Annotated in this window: 16 protein-coding genes; 3 read left to right on the forward strand and 13 right to left on the reverse strand. The window is 44.1% G+C overall.

Annotated features, from left to right (window positions below; all coding sequences use genetic code 11):
* Positions 1 to 16: 16 nt before the first annotated feature.
* The 7 genes from H580_RS0101090 to H580_RS0101120 all read right to left on the reverse strand — a co-directional run bounded on the left by H580_RS0101090 (position 17) and on the right by H580_RS0101120 (position 6,394).
* Positions 17 to 1,081: a sulfate/molybdate ABC transporter ATP-binding protein gene (locus H580_RS0101090; RefSeq protein ID WP_028593157.1), complete on the reverse strand. Its 1,065-nt coding sequence runs from the start codon at positions 1,079 to 1,081 to the stop codon at positions 17 to 19.
* Positions 1,071 to 1,925, reverse strand: coding sequence for a sulfate ABC transporter permease subunit (locus tag H580_RS0101095; RefSeq protein WP_051217131.1), 855 nt, complete (start codon positions 1,923 to 1,925; stop codon positions 1,071 to 1,073). Before H580_RS0101095 ends, H580_RS0101090 begins: the two co-directional genes overlap by 11 nt.
* Positions 1,925 to 2,737: a sulfate ABC transporter permease subunit CysT gene (cysT, locus tag H580_RS0101100; RefSeq protein ID WP_028593159.1), complete on the reverse strand. Its 813-nt coding sequence runs from the start codon at positions 2,735 to 2,737 to the stop codon at positions 1,925 to 1,927. The genes H580_RS0101095 and cysT overlap by 1 nt, the downstream gene beginning before the upstream one ends.
* Positions 2,738 to 3,016: 279 nt before the next feature.
* Positions 3,017 to 3,340, reverse strand: coding sequence for a LysM peptidoglycan-binding domain-containing protein (locus H580_RS22895; RefSeq protein ID WP_051217132.1), 324 nt, complete (start codon positions 3,338 to 3,340; stop codon positions 3,017 to 3,019).
* Positions 3,341 to 3,663: 323 nt separating this feature from the next.
* Complete coding sequence (locus tag H580_RS0101110; RefSeq protein ID WP_028593160.1) at positions 3,664 to 4,269, reverse strand: TetR/AcrR family transcriptional regulator; 606 nt, start codon at positions 4,267 to 4,269, stop codon at positions 3,664 to 3,666.
* 12 nt (positions 4,270 to 4,281) lie between these two features.
* Positions 4,282 to 4,914 (reverse strand): YigZ family protein, encoded by a 633-nt coding sequence (locus tag H580_RS0101115; protein ID WP_028593161.1) that lies wholly within the window; start codon positions 4,912 to 4,914, stop codon positions 4,282 to 4,284.
* A gap of 124 nt (positions 4,915 to 5,038) precedes the next feature.
* The gene (locus H580_RS0101120) at positions 5,039 to 6,394 is read right to left on the reverse strand and encodes a glucose-6-phosphate isomerase (protein ID WP_028593162.1); all 1,356 of its coding nucleotides are present in this window, start codon (positions 6,392 to 6,394) and stop codon (positions 5,039 to 5,041) included.
* A gap of 396 nt (positions 6,395 to 6,790) precedes the next feature.
* Here H580_RS0101120 and H580_RS0101125 point away from each other — a divergent pair, with 396 nt between their 5' ends.
* Positions 6,791 to 7,699 (forward strand): NAD(P)-dependent oxidoreductase, encoded by a 909-nt coding sequence (locus tag H580_RS0101125; protein WP_028593163.1) that lies wholly within the window; start codon positions 6,791 to 6,793, stop codon positions 7,697 to 7,699.
* 138 nt (positions 7,700 to 7,837) lie between these two features.
* On the opposite strand, the gene ppnP is transcribed toward H580_RS0101125, so the two are convergent.
* The 3 genes from ppnP to H580_RS0101140 form a co-directional block, all read right to left on the reverse strand.
* Positions 7,838 to 8,176 (reverse strand): pyrimidine/purine nucleoside phosphorylase, encoded by a 339-nt coding sequence (gene ppnP, locus H580_RS0101130; RefSeq protein ID WP_028593164.1) that lies wholly within the window; start codon positions 8,174 to 8,176, stop codon positions 7,838 to 7,840.
* 82 nt (positions 8,177 to 8,258) lie between these two features.
* Positions 8,259 to 10,277 (reverse strand): transketolase, encoded by a 2,019-nt coding sequence (gene tkt, locus H580_RS0101135; RefSeq protein ID WP_028593165.1) that lies wholly within the window; start codon positions 10,275 to 10,277, stop codon positions 8,259 to 8,261.
* Between the two features lie 321 nt (positions 10,278 to 10,598).
* Positions 10,599 to 11,615, reverse strand: coding sequence for a tripartite tricarboxylate transporter substrate binding protein (locus tag H580_RS0101140; protein WP_028593166.1), 1,017 nt, complete (start codon positions 11,613 to 11,615; stop codon positions 10,599 to 10,601).
* 235 nt (positions 11,616 to 11,850) lie between these two features.
* On the opposite strand from H580_RS0101140, the gene H580_RS22900 reads away from it, so the two are divergent.
* Positions 11,851 to 13,038, forward strand: coding sequence for an MFS transporter (locus tag H580_RS22900; RefSeq protein WP_084508803.1), 1,188 nt, complete (start codon positions 11,851 to 11,853; stop codon positions 13,036 to 13,038).
* Between the two features lie 122 nt (positions 13,039 to 13,160).
* On the opposite strand, the gene H580_RS22905 is transcribed toward H580_RS22900, so the two are convergent.
* From H580_RS22905 to H580_RS0101165, 3 genes are all read right to left on the reverse strand, one after another.
* Positions 13,161 to 13,436 (reverse strand): hypothetical protein, encoded by a 276-nt coding sequence (locus H580_RS22905; RefSeq protein WP_036604269.1) that lies wholly within the window; start codon positions 13,434 to 13,436, stop codon positions 13,161 to 13,163.
* Between the two features lie 96 nt (positions 13,437 to 13,532).
* Complete coding sequence (gene purU / locus H580_RS0101160; protein WP_036604270.1) at positions 13,533 to 14,438, reverse strand: formyltetrahydrofolate deformylase; 906 nt, start codon at positions 14,436 to 14,438, stop codon at positions 13,533 to 13,535.
* A 26-nt stretch (positions 14,439 to 14,464) separates the two neighbouring features.
* Positions 14,465 to 15,589: a deoxyribonuclease IV gene (locus tag H580_RS0101165; RefSeq protein ID WP_028593169.1), complete on the reverse strand. Its 1,125-nt coding sequence runs from the start codon at positions 15,587 to 15,589 to the stop codon at positions 14,465 to 14,467.
* Positions 15,590 to 15,712: 123 nt separating this feature from the next.
* On the opposite strand from H580_RS0101165, the gene H580_RS0101170 reads away from it, so the two are divergent.
* The gene (locus H580_RS0101170) at positions 15,713 to 16,183 is read left to right on the forward strand and encodes a DUF2621 family protein (RefSeq protein WP_028593170.1); all 471 of its coding nucleotides are present in this window, start codon (positions 15,713 to 15,715) and stop codon (positions 16,181 to 16,183) included.
* The last annotated feature ends 115 nt before the right edge of the window (positions 16,184 to 16,298 follow it).

Here is a 16,298-nt window from a genome sequence, read left to right on the forward strand (position 1 = left end):
ATGCTCCTTTCCCTCTTTAAATCATGATAGGCATCGGATCTTCTTTCAGCGAGTTCTCTATTACTGAATGGCTATCGCCATCAAATACATACACACGATGTATAAGCACTTGCACCGTTTCACCAATTTGCAGCACAGGACTTTCCAAGCTGCGATATGTTTTCAACAGCAAGTCTCCTACAGCAACCTCGATCATCCATTCACTTCCGCGGAAGTGCATCGCTTTTACAATTCCATTTTCGCTCGCGGATGCAAGCTTCAGTTCACCGGGTTGACCTACTTCGATATATTCAGGTCTGATCAACACTTTCGTATTCGACTGTGCTGGCACTTGCCCGAATCCTTTCAACTGACCTATGCTTTCCAGCAGCGTAGATTCGCCGATAAATTCAGCCACAAACGGTGTTCGTGGAGATTTGTAAATATCCCACGGCGTTCCTTTTTGCTCCACAGAACCTTGTTGAATAATCATAATTTCATCAGCGACTTCAATCGCTTCATCTTGGTCATGCGTAACGAAGATAGACGTAATACCAACACGTTCAATAAGAGACTTTAGCCAACTGCGCAGCTCTTTGCGAATCTTAGCATCAATTGCCGCAAACGGTTCATCCAACAGCAACAGCTGCGGCTCTGGAGCAAGTGCGCGTGCAAATGCAACGCGTTGGCGCTGACCGCCTGACAATTGGTGCGGGTATCGCTTCTCTACACCGCTAAGCCCTGTAAGTTCAAGCAGTTCAGCTACTCTTGCACGAATACGTGCTTTGGGCCATTTTTGAATCGTCAATCCGAAAGCAATATTGTCATAAACCGTCATATGCTTGAATAAAGCATAATGTTGAAATACAAAACCAATGCCGCGTTCCTGAGGAGGAACATCGTTCATCACTTTTCCATGAAATAATATCTCACCGCTATCTGGATATTCTAATCCTGCCAACATACGCAGCACTGATGTCTTGCCGCCTCCGCTCGGACCAAGTAGACCGATCAACTGCCCTGGTTCAATCGAGAAGTTAACGTCACGTACAGCATGATATTGTCCGAACCATTTATTCAAGTCGCGTACTTCAATGTGCATGCGTATGCACTCCCTTCCGTCTCTTCGCCCATTCCATTACAAGTAACAGGGTTATCGAACATACAGCCAGCACTAATGCTACACTATTTGCCGCGGCAATATTGAAATTGTCTACATCTTGATACACGAGTGTTGTCATGGTCTGTGTCTTATTCATGATGTTGCCTGATACGACGAGTACAGCCCCGAATTCACCCAGCGAGCGTGCTACCGTTAAAACGACTCCGTAAGTAACCCCCCATCGAATAGACGGCCACGTTACTTTCCAGAATGTCGTCCAGCTGTATGCCCCCAGCATAGATGCCGCTTCTTCTTGCTGTGTACCTATTTCCTGCAATACCGGTGCAATTTCACGAATCATCAGTGGAAATGTTACGAATAGTGTAGCAAGTACCATGCCTGGAAAGGCATATACAATAGGCATACCTAAATCTGAAAAGAAAGCACCCATAACAGTCTGTGGTCCAAGCAGCAGCATAATCATAAACCCACCAATAACGGGTGATACGGCAAATGGCAAATCTATCATACTATTTAAAAACCGTCTAACTCGGGAACTGAGCCATTGTCCCCGAACGAGCATAATAGCTGTCAACACACCAAACAGTGTATTAAGAAGTGTAACGACCACTACAACAGATAGCGTTATCCACATGGCATGAAGAGCCTCAGGACGAAGCAAAGCCTGAAACAGTGATTGCACGCCATGATCAAAAGCGCCAATAACAATCTGTACGAGCGGGATAATTAATAACAAAATAAACACAGAATACGTAATCAAGATGAGAATCTTAGAAGAAGTAGATGATTTCTTAGAGGTTAAAGTAGTTGGTGCAGTTGACATCATCGTCCCTCCTTCGCTTGCAAGGTATTAATGAACCATAATACAAGGAACGACAACGTTAATAATATGACAGACACAGCCGCAGCACCTTGTGGATTGTCGCTCTCGATCTCTCCGAAAATATAAACCGATGCAATCAATGTCTTGCCGGGAATATTACCTGCAACGAGAACTACTGCGCCGAACTCAGCCATAGCTCTTGAAAAGGCAAGCATACCACCGCTAATAATACCAGGGCGCATTTGAGGCAGCAGCACTTGGTAGAATGTACGCCACTTAGAAGCACCTAATGTATGGGCAGCTTCTTCCTGCGTCTTATCTGCTTCTTCCAGCAATGGCTGCACCGCTCGAATGACGAATGGAAACGTTACAAATACCATGGCAACCACGATAGCCGGCTCCCCGAACACGATTCGAATGCCCACAGCATCTGCCCACTGACCAACAAAGCTGTTGGGCCCAAGTAGAAGCAAGATCATCAACCCACCAACCGCAGTCGGCAGTGCAAATGGTAAATCCACTAAACTGTTTAATAACGTACGACCTGGGAACTGATAGCGATGCAGCACCCAAGCAGCAATCGTACCAATCACCATATTAATAACCATAGCAATCAAAGACAATCGGAGCGTCAGCCACACAGCTTTCCAAGCCAATGGATCTGAAATACTCTCCACAAACATATCCCAACCAGCTGATAATGAATGAGCATATATTCCTGTAATCGGTAAAATAATGAGCAAGAACATATATAACAGCAGCGTTGTCCGAAATCCCCACAACGCTCCTTTATGGTTCAATACTGCATTCATGAAACATCCCCACCCCACATGGTTCTAGATTCATATATCTTTATACATAATAATTCCTACCAACTTACTTGGAAATTGTATTATTAAATATTACCAACTCGGACGGGATTCGTCAATACTTTTAAGCAAACCTAATAAAAGGTATTACACGGGCTTATATATGTACATAAAAATGTACATAATAAACACGCATATGCGCATAACAAAAACAGCCCCCAACATTTCTCTTGTAAGATAAGCAAGAGAACAGAGAGCTGCCTGATACCAAGCTGCATCGTATTAATAAGGTGTAGGCTGACCTTGAAGCTGGTTAACTTCACGTTGAAGCCTCCGAACCTGGGCTTCCAACAGCGAAACTCTCCGCTCCAGTTGGTAATAGTTCACTGGAGGAGCTGGTGGTACAGGTGGCGGCGGTGAAGGTGGATATCCAGGCTGAATCGGAACGGGAATGTCTGGTCCAACTGGTATTTTGATAACCTGCCCTGGATAAATAATTGCATTCGGACCAAGCCCATTCACAAGCGCGAGCCTTGCAACAGATAGCCCAAAGCGATTCGCTATTAGGGATAACGAATCACCAGGTCGTACTACATAATCAATCACTTACAATGACCTCCTGCCCATTTCATGTATTGCTTTGTAGCAGCATCGCAGCAATACACTAAAAAGAAAAGATGCGACGATGCTGCAAGATGCTCCACTCCTGTACAAGCAAGCAACATGATACACAGCAATTTTGATGAAATGTAGATTTAGCAGACGTTATGGTTGACGCAAATATACGTCTCTTATCGTCCCTATACGATATGTGGGCAGATGCCATTACGTGAATCCTATGCGATGCGGGCTGTATCGATGATGATGAGCACTATTAGTGGAAGTTTAGTCCACTCGTACGTTCAACTATTCCATGTTAGAACATGTTATTAAGCGGATTGTGCTGCTTCTTCAAGCGCTCTTCTGCACAAAAAACGTACATGAGCGGCCGCAGCTGGCTTAATCTCATCAAAGGTGACTTGATCTTGAATGTAGAAGGAAATGAAGCCATGTATGGATAAAAATAAACTTCGCGGGATATGGTGCCGTTCTTGCTCCGTTCTCAACTGACTATGAAGTGACTGCCTCACAATCGTAGAGAACATCTCGAGACATCGTCCTTGCTCTGCGCGAGCATAGCATAACAGTTCCTCGTCTCTTGTCATAAACATAATTTCATAATGATGTGGATTATTAAGACCAAATGAAACAAATTCAAGCATAACCTGTTCAAGCTTTGACATACCATCTGTAGGTGATTGGTTAATGACTTTTTCAAACAAACGGCCCAAACGCTTGAAGTCATCTTGAACAAGCGCGGAGAACAGCTCCGCCTTGTCCTTAAAATGATAATAAAGCGAACCATGACTGTAGCCTAGCTGCTGGCCAATACTGCGCATTGAGATTGCTCGATACCCTTTTGTAACGAATAGGTGCCTTGCCACTTCCAATATACGATCACGCGACAACTCCTGCTCTACTGCTTTTCTTGGCATAGCGGATTCTCCTTATTCTCCCTCAATGTAGTACACAGCTTCTCCCCTTTGAATCATAGCTTGACCTTGCGTTAAATCGGTCATCCAAGCAATGAAACGCTCTGCTTCGGATACGACTGGCAGGCAGGTCAAGATGACTTTATCAGTAAACTGTGTCTCGCCCATTCTCGTACCTCGATTGCGCAACTCATTTTCTAATTTGCCTAGCCATGTATAATCAACTTCGACTAATACTTGCTGGTGCAGCACCTTTGTGATAGGACCTGCTCCTTCAATAGCAGCTACTGCACCGTCTGTATAAGCACGGATAAGCCCCCCGGCACCAAGCATAATACCGCCAAAGTAACGCGTAACGACGATAACAACATCTTTTCGATTCTGATTCTTCATAACTTCCAGAATTGGCTTACCTGCTGTTCCGCTAGGTTCACCATCATCAGATGCCTTCTGAATCTCATCTCTTTCGCCTATCATATAGGCTGAACAGTTATGTGTGGCATTCCAATGCTTCTTCTTAATCTCTTCAATAAATGCAATTGCTTCTTCTTCTGTCTTAACCGGCTTGGCATAGCCGATAAAACGAGACTTTTTAATGACGATTTCTTTACTGCCGTATTCACGTACAGTTTTGTAGCTTTCTAGCATGACTTTCACCTTCCACAGATTGCCAAGAAAGCAGCTCTCCTTCTTACTGGAGAACTGCTTTCTGCGGCAGATTGTGTATCTAAGCTGTATTTCTAATGCCGCTGGCCTATCTTCTCCGTCTCAATTAGTTGGATAGACGTGCTTCAAGCTCGGCTTTTTCTTTCTCATAACCAGGTTTGCCAAGAAGCGCAAACATATTTTTCTTGTACGCTTCCACACCCGGTTGGTCAAATGGATTTACGCCAAGCAGATATCCGCTAATACCGCATGCTTTCTCAAAGAAGAGAACGAGTTGACCGAATGTGTACGGTGTCATATCAGGAATCGTTACGATCAAGTTAGGTACTTGTCCATCCGTATGAGCTAGCATCGTTCCTTGGAATGCTTTCTTGTTAACAAAGTCCATCGTCTTGCCCGTCAAGAAGTTCAAACCGTCCAAGTCCTCTGGATCTTCATTAATCGAAATATGATGCGGAACCTCTTCAACTTGGATAACCGTCTCGAACAGGTTGCGTGTACCTTCTTGAATAAATTGTCCCATTGAGTGCAAATCTGTAGAGAAATCTACGGATGCTGGATAAATCCCTTTATGGTCTTTTCCTTCACTCTCACCGTAAAGCTGCTTCCACCATTCCGATACATAGTGCAAGGACGGCTCGTAGTTAACGAGAATTTCTGTCGTCTTGCCTTTACGATACAACGCATTGCGCACTGCTGCATATTGATAGCTCAAGTTCTCTGCTACATTCGGATTGCTGTACTCTGTTGCTGCGTCTTGAGCACCTTTCATCATATCATCAATGTTAATGCCTGCTACTGCAATTGGCAGCAAGCCTACTGGTGTCAATACAGAGTAACGTCCGCCAACATCATCAGGAATTACGAATGTCTCGTAGCCTTCCTCATCAGCCAACTTCTTCAAAGCGCCCTTCTCGCGGTCGGTCGTAGCAAAGATACGGTTCTTCGCTTCTTCCTTGCCGTATTTCTTCTCCAATACTTCTTTGAAAATACGGAATGCGATTGCTGGCTCTGTTGTCGTACCAGACTTGGAAATAACGTTAATCGAGAAGTCTTTGCCTTCGATAAGCTCCAATAGATGCGTTACGTACGTAGAGCTGATGTTGTTTCCTGCAAAATAAATTTCCGGTGTCTTACGCTTGTCCTTCGGAAGCATGTTATAGAACGAATGTCCCAACATTTCAATCGCTGCGCGAGCACCTAGGTAAGAACCGCCGATACCGATGACGATAAGAACCTCAGATTGCTGTTGAATGCGAGCTGCCGCTTCCTTCACACGAGCAAATTCTTCTTTATCATAGTTAAATGGGAGGTCGATCCAACCTAAGAAGTCAGATCCAACTCCCGTCTTATTATGTAGTTGTTCATGCGCCAAGCGAATTGGCTCAGCGAAGTAATCAAGTTCATGCTGTCCTACGAATCCAAGTGCTTTGCTGTAATCAAAGTGTATGTTGTTCGGCATATCATACACCCTCCTTCAATTTGGTTGACTTTGCCACTTTAACCCATGAAAATGAATATACGTTAAGGATACTGGATTTCGAAATGAAACACAAGGGAACAAGCCACCTTGTAAGGGTTTACATGATAAAACATATTTATTATCTTTTTTTAGACTCGTACTTTTCGAACAGGCATGGATAGCAACTTGAATATTTCCGAGCATAAGCGCACACACGTAAAATGTTCCCACCCACCATATGTTGAGTATACGGGAACGAGCTATGTTACTATAGATGTAAGTTCATTTCAATTACCTATTTACTATGCGGTTTTTATTTATCTACATGCTGCACGTTAGCCACTCCCATTAGGGAGGCCAGCATACCAGCATACAAATACAACGAGGTGACCAATGATGAAAAAAGTAGCTGTACTTGGCATGGGCACAATGGGCGCCCCTATGGCACGCAACTTGCTGGAAAAAGGATATGAAGTAATTGTCTATAATCGAACGATAGAAAAAACTGCCCCACTTGCTGCGTTGGGAGCATCAGTAGCCCGAACCCCCAAACATGCTGCTGCAGAAGCAGATGTTGTCATAAGCATGGTCAGTGATGACACCTCTATTATCCATATTTACGATGGACCGGACGGTATCCTTGCAGGACTGCGCCCTGGAACTTATGTCATCGACAGCAGCACCATTTCACCAACACTCGTTATGCGATTAGCTGAAGATTGCAATGCAAAAGAAGCGATATTTTTAGACGCTCCTGTAACAGGAAGTAAACCTGCTGCAGAAGCTGGCACATTGCTGTTTATGGTTGGCGGTGAATCTGCTGCTTTAGAAGCAGTTCGTCCTGTATTCGAAGCGATGGGAAGTAGAATTGTCCATATGGGTGCGACAGGTAACGGTTCTATTACGAAGCTTGCCCATAATGCCATTGTAGGCATTAACAATGCTGCACTAGCAGAGGGATTCTCTATAGTGGCCAAAACGGGTGTTAACCCAAGTGCCTTTTTAGAGGTTGTACAAAATGGAAGTGCAGGCAGTAAGGCCGCAGATCTAAAAGGGAAAAAAATTGTAGACGGTAACTTCGACAATCAGTTTTCCTTGCAGTTAATTCTCAAAGATTTGAAGCTCGCTTCTGTACTTACAGATTCGATTCAAACTCCAACACCAATGCTAGAAGCTGCAAAAAATATGTTCCAAATCGGACATGCATCTGGTTATGGGGAAGAAGATCTCTCCGCTGTGGTCAAAGTGTATGAACAATGGCTTGGCCATACAGTAAACAAGGGGCATGAACCTACCTCCAAATAACATCATAGTTGCAAAAAAAGCCTGGTATGCACCAGGCTTCTTTCATTACTGCTTGTATTTTATCCTATCGTAAAGCAAACCGTTCATCCGATGTCTGTCGTAGGTGTTTAGTCGGTTCTTCTTTCTTGTACCATTCCACTATTCCGCAATGTAGGAACAGCAGTAATCCGTTACCTCATGTACCCGCAGCTTAAAACTTGCATGAGCAGGTACATAGAACTCGCCTTCACCATCGATGCTCAACCACTCTGTCTGATCTGGAAGCAATACATCCAGCTTACCTGCTTGAATCTCCATTAATTCTTTTACATCTGTACCGAACTCATATTCACCTGGCATCATAATGCCTAGCGTCTTCTTCGTTCCATCTGCAAAAAGAATCGTACGACTCGTAACTTTACCTTCAAAGTACACATTCGCTTTTTTCAAAACGGCTACTTCTTGATAACGATCTGCAGCAACAGTTGAATTTGACATCGGAATTGGCCCCTTTTTATATAGGAAATGGATTATCGTTCATGTTTCAATAGCGAACTATCGGAACTACGAGAACAATGAATTATAGCAAGCTTTTAACGCGGCTTACTACGTTTTCAACGGTAAAGCCGTATTCGCTCATTACGCGGTCGCCAGGTGCAGATGCGCCGAATGTAGAAATGCCAAGGATGCTTCCTTTGTCACCTACATAGCGATCCCAGCCAAATGGGTGACCCATTTCAACTGCAAGACGTGCTTTAACTTCTGGAAGCAATACGGAATCTTTGTATTCCTGAGATTGCTTGTCGAATAGATCCCAGCTCGGCATGCTGATAACGCGAACTTGGATACCCTCTTCTGCCAATGCAGCTTGTGCACGAACAGCAAGCTGTACTTCTGAACCCGTTGCAATAATTTGCGCTTGTGGTTTGCCGTCTTTTGCATCAGACACCACGTAAGCACCACGCTTGATACCTTCGCGCGCATTTTCAACGGAACCTTCCAAGATCGGCAAGTTTTGACGAGTAAGTACAAGCGCCACTGGGTTCGCTTTGTTCTCAACTGCATAAGCCCAAGCTGCAGACGTTTCGTTAGCATCAGCTGGACGAATCACTGTCAAGTTCGGAATTACGCGGATAGAAGCCAATTGCTCGATCGGCTCATGCGTAGGACCGTCTTCACCAACAGCGATACTGTCATGCGTCAATACATACGTTACAGGCAAGTTCATCAATGCAGATAGACGAACTGCTGGACGCAAGTAATCTGTAAATACGAAGAACGTACCACCGAATACTTTAACGCCGCCATGCAATTGCATACCGTTCATAGCTGCAGCCATTGCGAATTCACGAACACCGAAGTAGATGTTGCGGCCATCGTATTGGCTTGCATGGAATACTGGAAGGCCTTTCAAGTGCGTCATTGTAGAGCTTTCCAAGTCAGCAGAACCACCAGTTAGGAAAGGCACGTTCGGCGCAAGGCCATTCAACGCATTACCAGAAGCAACACGAGTAGAAACTGCGCTGTCGCCTACTTGGTATTTTGGAAGGTTTGTATCCCAATCCGCTGGAAGTTCTCCAGCAGCAGCAAGCTTGAATTGCTTAGCAAGCTCTGGATGAGCTTTCTCATAGCTGTCAACTAGTGCATCCCACTCGCCGTTCGCAGCGATACCAGGTTGCTTAATTGCAGCGTTGAAGTGAGCATAGATTTCTTCAGGAACGAAGAATGGCTCGTGCTCCCATTGATAGAACTCTTTCGTCAACTGTGCTTCGTCAGCACCAAGCGGAGAACCGTGCGTACCGCCGTGGCCGCCTTTACCTTGCTTGTTCGGGCTACCGAATCCGATTACAGTCTTCACTTCAATAAGTGTCGGCTTGCTTGTCTCAGCTTTAGCTGCTTGTACAGCTGCCTCGATAGCAGCAAAGTCGTTGCCGTCTTCAACAAGAAGCGTTTGCCAACCGTAAGCGTCAAAGCGTTGACGTACGTTCTCACTGAAAGACAAGTTCAACTCGCCATCAAGAGAGATATCGTTGGAATCATATAGAACAACCAATTTGCCAAGCTTCAAGTGACCTGCCATGGAAGCAGCTTCGTGAGAAATACCTTCCATCAAGTCGCCATCGCCGCAAATTGCGTAAGTATGATGATCAATCACATTGAAACCTTCACGGTTATAAGTAGCACCCATTTGTGCTTCTGCCATAGCCATACCAACTGCCATTGCAATACCTTGACCCAATGGACCTGTTGTAGCATCTACACCAGCAGTATGTCCGAATTCTGGGTGACCAGGAGTCTTGCTTCCCCATTGGCGGAAGTTCTTAATATCGTCGATAGATAGGTCATAGCCGCTCAAGTGGAGCAAGCTGTACAACAGCATCGAGCCATGTCCTGCAGACAAGACAAAACGATCACGGTTAATCCAAGTTGGGTTAGCCGGGTTGTGTGTCATTGCCCTTGCAAATAGATGGTACCCCATTGGTGCTGCCCCCATTGGCATACCTGGGTGTCCGGATTTAGCTTTCTCAATAGCGTCGATTGCCAGCGTACGAATCGCTGCAACAGAGCGTGCATCAAGGTTAGATTGCGCTGCTGTCATTATTGATTTCCTCCTTCTATGTCTACAAGAGATTCCAGCACGATAGGGGACTCGTATACACGATGACCCATAACATTTTGCATTATTGTAACATTAGTTGATTCGCTTTTCCACTTCAAAGTGTTAATGAATATGTCGTTTTGACAAATTCACTTTGATAAAATCAATTATACCTTATTACATTTCATTTGGCTACTCGTTTATCGTTTTCTGCGGTGACCTCTAATATACTAGCGTTTTCACAAAGGATACTAAACTAATAAAAGCTGATTTCTATGTGAAAGCAGCCATGATGCAGCGTTGCCAACTACTATACAAAACCTACTTTAACATATCCAATGATTTGAGAATTTCTTGAATCAGCTTCTCTTGCTCTCCTAGGAAAGCCGCAAAATCTGCGGAGTTCTTATAGCCGTCTTCCCATCCATTCGCCTCAAGCTCTTTTTTCCATTCCTCAGTAGCAGAAAGCTGCTTTATTTTTTCTTCCCAATATTTCACATGATTTGCATCCATATCTTTTGGACCAAACAATCCACGCCAAATGACGAACTCCGCATCAATTCCTTGCTCTTTATAAGTGGGAATGTCTTTGAACTCGCCAGGCAAACGCTCAGGAGCAGAGATGCCGAGCACTCTTACTTGACCAGCTTCCATATATTCACTTAATCCAGAAATATCAGAGGCAAGCACATTGGCAGTACCGCCTAACAGTGCAGTCAGCGCCTCTCCACCACCATCATAAGAAATAAACTTAATTGTCTTCGGATCAACACCCGCCTTATAGGCAGGGAGCATCGCGATTAAGTGATCTTGAGATCCTGGCGCCGAGCCTCCTGCCAAAATAACGGAATCAGGGTTAGTCTTCAAATCCGCAATGAGTGACGGCAAATCTTTATATTTTGAATCCACTGGAACCGCAATAGCCCCATAATCTTTGGTCAACTGGGCGAGAGGTGTAAGATCTTTGTGGGAATATGCGCTTGTGCCTTCTTTTTTGTAATGATTGATGAGGATTGGAGCTGAGGGTAGAAACAACTTGTAAGGGTCTTTTTTGTCTTTTGTGATGTAATCAGCGAGGCCGACTGCTTGTCCTCCTCCAGGTCGATTTTCTACGAGGATAGGTTGTTCTACTAATTTCGTGTTAGCCAAAGATTTAGACAATGAACGTGCAGTCAAATCCAATCCGCCTCCAGCACCCGAAGGGGCAACAATTGTAAATGGCTTCTCTGGATAGTTTGCAGCTGATGAGTTTGAACCACTTGACGAGCAGGCTGCAGTAGTTAACATCACAACTGTGATCATTAAGGAAACCCACCAAAAATGCTTATTACGATTCATATTCATTCATCCTCCCCAATTTAAGTAAATCTCAATGATAACGCTTTCAATGATTGGATCGATGATAACATACTTGCAAATCATTCCAAGTATTTTGTTCATTTTGGACATAAGTGTTTTAAAAATTATATATTTCTTTTTGCCCACACCCCATTTCAAGCCTTGAGCAATCTTGGAAGTGCTATAATCGTGCCATATACAAAAAATCACATTCCACAGACAAGGTGTGTTGCAGATGGCCCTTCTCATTCGTATTTATGCCGTAATATTTGGAATAGAAACAATGCTGTATATGACGCGTCCGACTATCTCCCTGCTCAGCACACAGCTTGGAGCCAGCACATTCGATATCGGAATGCTGACCGCTTCCTATGCTTTTTTACCCGTCATATTTGCTATTTACCTAGGCAAAATGACAGATCGTATCGGGGACAAAATCCCTAATATGGCAGGTGTAATAGGAATGATGATTGGACTATTTCTTCCCTATGTGTGGCCTTCATTAACTGCTCTATATATTTCACAAATGATTATTGGCATCTCACGAATTATGGTAACGATTGCTCTTCAAAATATGGTCGGGCGAATTGCTCCCCCCGCACAGCGTGATCAATATTACGGCTGGCTCAGCATGTCTGTAGCTTTAGGTGGTGTGTTCGGTCCCGTACTTGGTGGATATATTGCTCATCATACATCTTATGTACATACCTTCTTCATTTCCGTTCTAATCGGAATCATCCCATTTATACTATCATGGTTTATTTCTGGCCAACGGGAAGAGCGATCACTGCCGGCTATGAATCATGCCAAAGTAAGTCGTTCAAACACAGGTGGATCATTTGGCTTACTTCGAAGCTCTACACTGCGCAAGGCACTCTTGTCGAGCGCTTTAGTCTTATATTCTCGCGATATCTTTGTTGCCTACTTCCCCCTTCTAGGTGCGGAGTGGGGGATGTCCGATATTGGAATCGGATGGATAATCGCAATTCAAAGTATGGCTATGGTGGCTGTTCGCCTGTTCCTGTCTCCATTAACGAAAAGATACAGCAGAGAGCTTGTTCTAATTGGCTCCATCTTAATTGCCGGCTTCGCATTTATGCTCGTTCCGCTCACGACTCCTTTTATTTTAATGGCGATCATTAGTACTATAATGGGTCTAGGCCTTGGCTGCGGTCAGCCGTTATCGATGACTACTATATTTAATGCATCACCACCTGATCGCACAGGTGAAGTTCTTGGATTGCGCTTATCTACCAATCGCTTATCACAAGTGATTGCACCCTTATTTTTTGGCTTTATTGGTACGTCCGCTGGCATTGTTTCCGTATTTTATTTAAGCGGTGTCTTTCTCATTGGAGGAGCAATCCTTACTTACACACCTTCGTCTAAAGGTAAGGAGCAAAGTAATAAAAGAGCGCTATGACTATTAATTGGGCTTATGGAGTTTGGTGCTGGATTGGTAAAACGCAAATAAGTCCAGCACCTTTTAAACGGGGCTAGACTTATTACGTGTATATAATTGCTCCCCTCACCATAAGCACTCTTTTACAAAGGAAGCATGTTCTGACGTTCTGCTTTTGGCCTACAATCTTTGCATAAGCCAACGATAGTACCATTTTCTCTTGCATAGAAAATCAGCTTTTGGGATGGAGTTTTACAAAATGAACATTTTTGCCCCGTCTGTTGCAACGGTTTCGCCTTCGATCTTTTCGTAATTGGAATGACATTTACCTGAGAACGATCTCGTCGCTTTATGACCACTACACCATACAAGACAGCTGCGATGGCACATACAATAACAACAAGCCATACAATTGGCACGCAACCTCCCCCTTTCCTCATGCCAAATAAAGAGCCAGACGATCTTATAACACATTTCGTCCGGCCCATTATTTCAAACTAATTCTTTCCTAACTACTAATTAAAAACAACGGTCTTGTTCTGGTGAACAAGAACACGATCTTCAGCATGCCATTGAACAGCACGAGCTAACACGATACGCTCAATCGTACGTCCAATTCGTTTCAGCTCATTTACATCCGCACTGTGTGTAACACGGCTAACGTCCTGCTCGATGATCGGACCGCCGTCTAACTCTTCCGTAACAAAATGAGCTGTAGCTCCAATCAATTTTACACCACGTGTATACGCTTGATGATACGGCTTACCACCAACGAACGCAGGAAGGAAGGAGTGATGAATATTAATAATTTGGTTTTTATATACCTCAATGAAACGAGGAGAAATTATCTGCATGTAGCGCGCCAAAATAATAACATCTGCTTTATCTTCTACTAACTCGATCTGGCGACGCTCCGCCTCTGCCTTTGTATCAGGTGTAACTGGTATGTGATGATATGGAATACCAAATGACTCTACGAATTCTCGCATATCATTATGATTACTAATAACCATCACGATCTCAGCATCCAAGTCCCCTGCTTGCCACTGCCATAATAGCTCTACAAGGCAGTGGTCTTCTTTGGAAACAAAAATAGCAAGACGCTTCTTATCACAGACTCGCGTCATGCGCCACTGCATTTCGAACGACTCCGCAATCCCTGTAAAATCCTTCTTCAACTGTGCAAGACGCTCTCCCAGTTCAGCCATATCGAATTCGATACGCATAAAGAACATGCCGCCATCTGGGTCCATCGTATATTGATCAGATTGAACAATGTTTGCGTCATGCTCAAACAAAAACTTAGACACCGCTGCGACAATCCCCGCCCGGTCTGGGCAAGAGATCAGCATTCTACCCCGATTCAAACGCTCCTTATCTGCTTCCAGACGAGCTTGTGTCATTGTATGTTGATGTGTCATTTATTTCTCCCCCACTGGATAACTTCTTATTTAGAAATGACTTTACTGCCCGCAAACCAAACGCTCAAACGCTGATTCACTTCTTCTTCTGACAGTTCCGGGAACAATCCAGCTGCCATAATGGTGTCGTATAGACGCTCCATTGGCTCACGTGGGTCAGCTTTGCGTGCCTTCGCATCGGACTTAATAACATCCCAAGTATCCAGAACAAAGCCACGACGATCTAGGCCTTCCTTACTCATCAAGCTGTCAATGCGTTCTACATCCTCGATGATGGATGCACCAAAACGCTCCAATACATTGCCGCGCAGAAGCGCGATCTCAGCTTCATACATCGGGCGCTGTTTCTTTGGATCTTTACCAATCCATGGAGTCTCCAAAATAAATGGACGGCCTTGCAGCGCTTCATGGTGAACGATACGATGAATGCCTTCAAAACCAATCCATCCTGCTCCGATTGGTGCATGGCGGTCTTTGCGAGCCCCTGTTGGATTTTTGCTGTCATTTAAATGCACAACTGCAATACGATCCAAGCCAACAAGGCGATCAAACTCTGCTAATACACCATCTAGATCATTAACGATGTCGTACCCAGCATCATGTACGTGACAAGTATCTAAACAAACGGTCAATCGACTGTTCAATTGCACTTTATCGATAATTGTAGCAAGCTCCTCAAAGCTGCGACCCATTTCTGTACCTTTGCCCGCCATCGTCTCCAAAGCAATGTGTACATCCGTATCCTGAGTATTATTCAGCACTTCATTAAGCCCTTCAGCGATACGAGCCAATCCATATTCTGCATCTTTATCTGTATATGCACCAGGGTGAAGCACGATTTGCTTCACACCAATATGATGCGTGCGTCGAATTTCTTCTTGCAAAAAGTTCACAGCAAGCTCGAACGTGTCTGGCTTGTACGAACCAAGATTAATAATATACGGAGCATGAACGACAATTTCTTCGACGCCGTTCTTCTCCATAAGCTGCTTGCCTTCTTCAATATATAGGGACTCGATAGGTTTGCGTCTAGTGTTCTGAGGTGCACCCGTGTATATCATGAACGAGCTGGAGCCGTATGAAGCAGCTTCCTTTGCCGCTGTGAGCAATCCTTTATCCGAGAATGATACGTGAGAGCCAATTTTCAGCATAATACAACTCCTTTTATCAACTAATTGTACCTATTTTACAGGTTATATCGAAATAAATCTAGGAATGCGGTATAATTCGAAGTACCATATGTAAATTCAGGAAATTCACAAGAGGTGAGCCTAATGCACATCATGTTTTCTTTATTTCCTTTAGCGGCAACCCGACCTAGTGACGGGTTTCTCAACACAATCACCGCATGGACGTTTATTCTAGTTGGCCTAATGGCCATCGGCGGCTACTTTATGTTTCGAAAGTTTCTTAAAGTTCTTCCTATGCGCGATGGCAAGTCGAAGCTCGATTGGCAAAATTATTGGGTAGAACGCAGTCGTCCATTATGGACAGAAGAGTCCAAGGCACTGCTAAATCTATTTGTTGATCCTGTCCCCAATGCATTTCGAGACATAGCCAAGCATACAATTGCTGCTAAGATTGGCCAGCTTGCAGTGGAAAGCGGTGCTTCTCAAGTGACACATGATCATTGTATAGAAGGCTACATCAAGGCTACCCCTAAACGGGATTACAAATACCTAATAAAGAACTTGAAAAACCACAATATTGATTACAGTGCTTACGAGCACTTACTGCAATCATAATTTTATCAAGTAGATATGTGCGTATTGCCATGTCTACTTTTTTGTTGTGATAGACTGTAACAAACACTAAGATTTGGTGCAATACTTACTGAATTGGTTATGAATCTACTATCAT

This window comes from Paenibacillus assamensis DSM 18201, assembly GCF_000422445.1.
Taxonomy (GTDB): Bacteria; Bacillota; Bacilli; order Paenibacillales; family Paenibacillaceae; genus Paenibacillus_B; species Paenibacillus_B assamensis.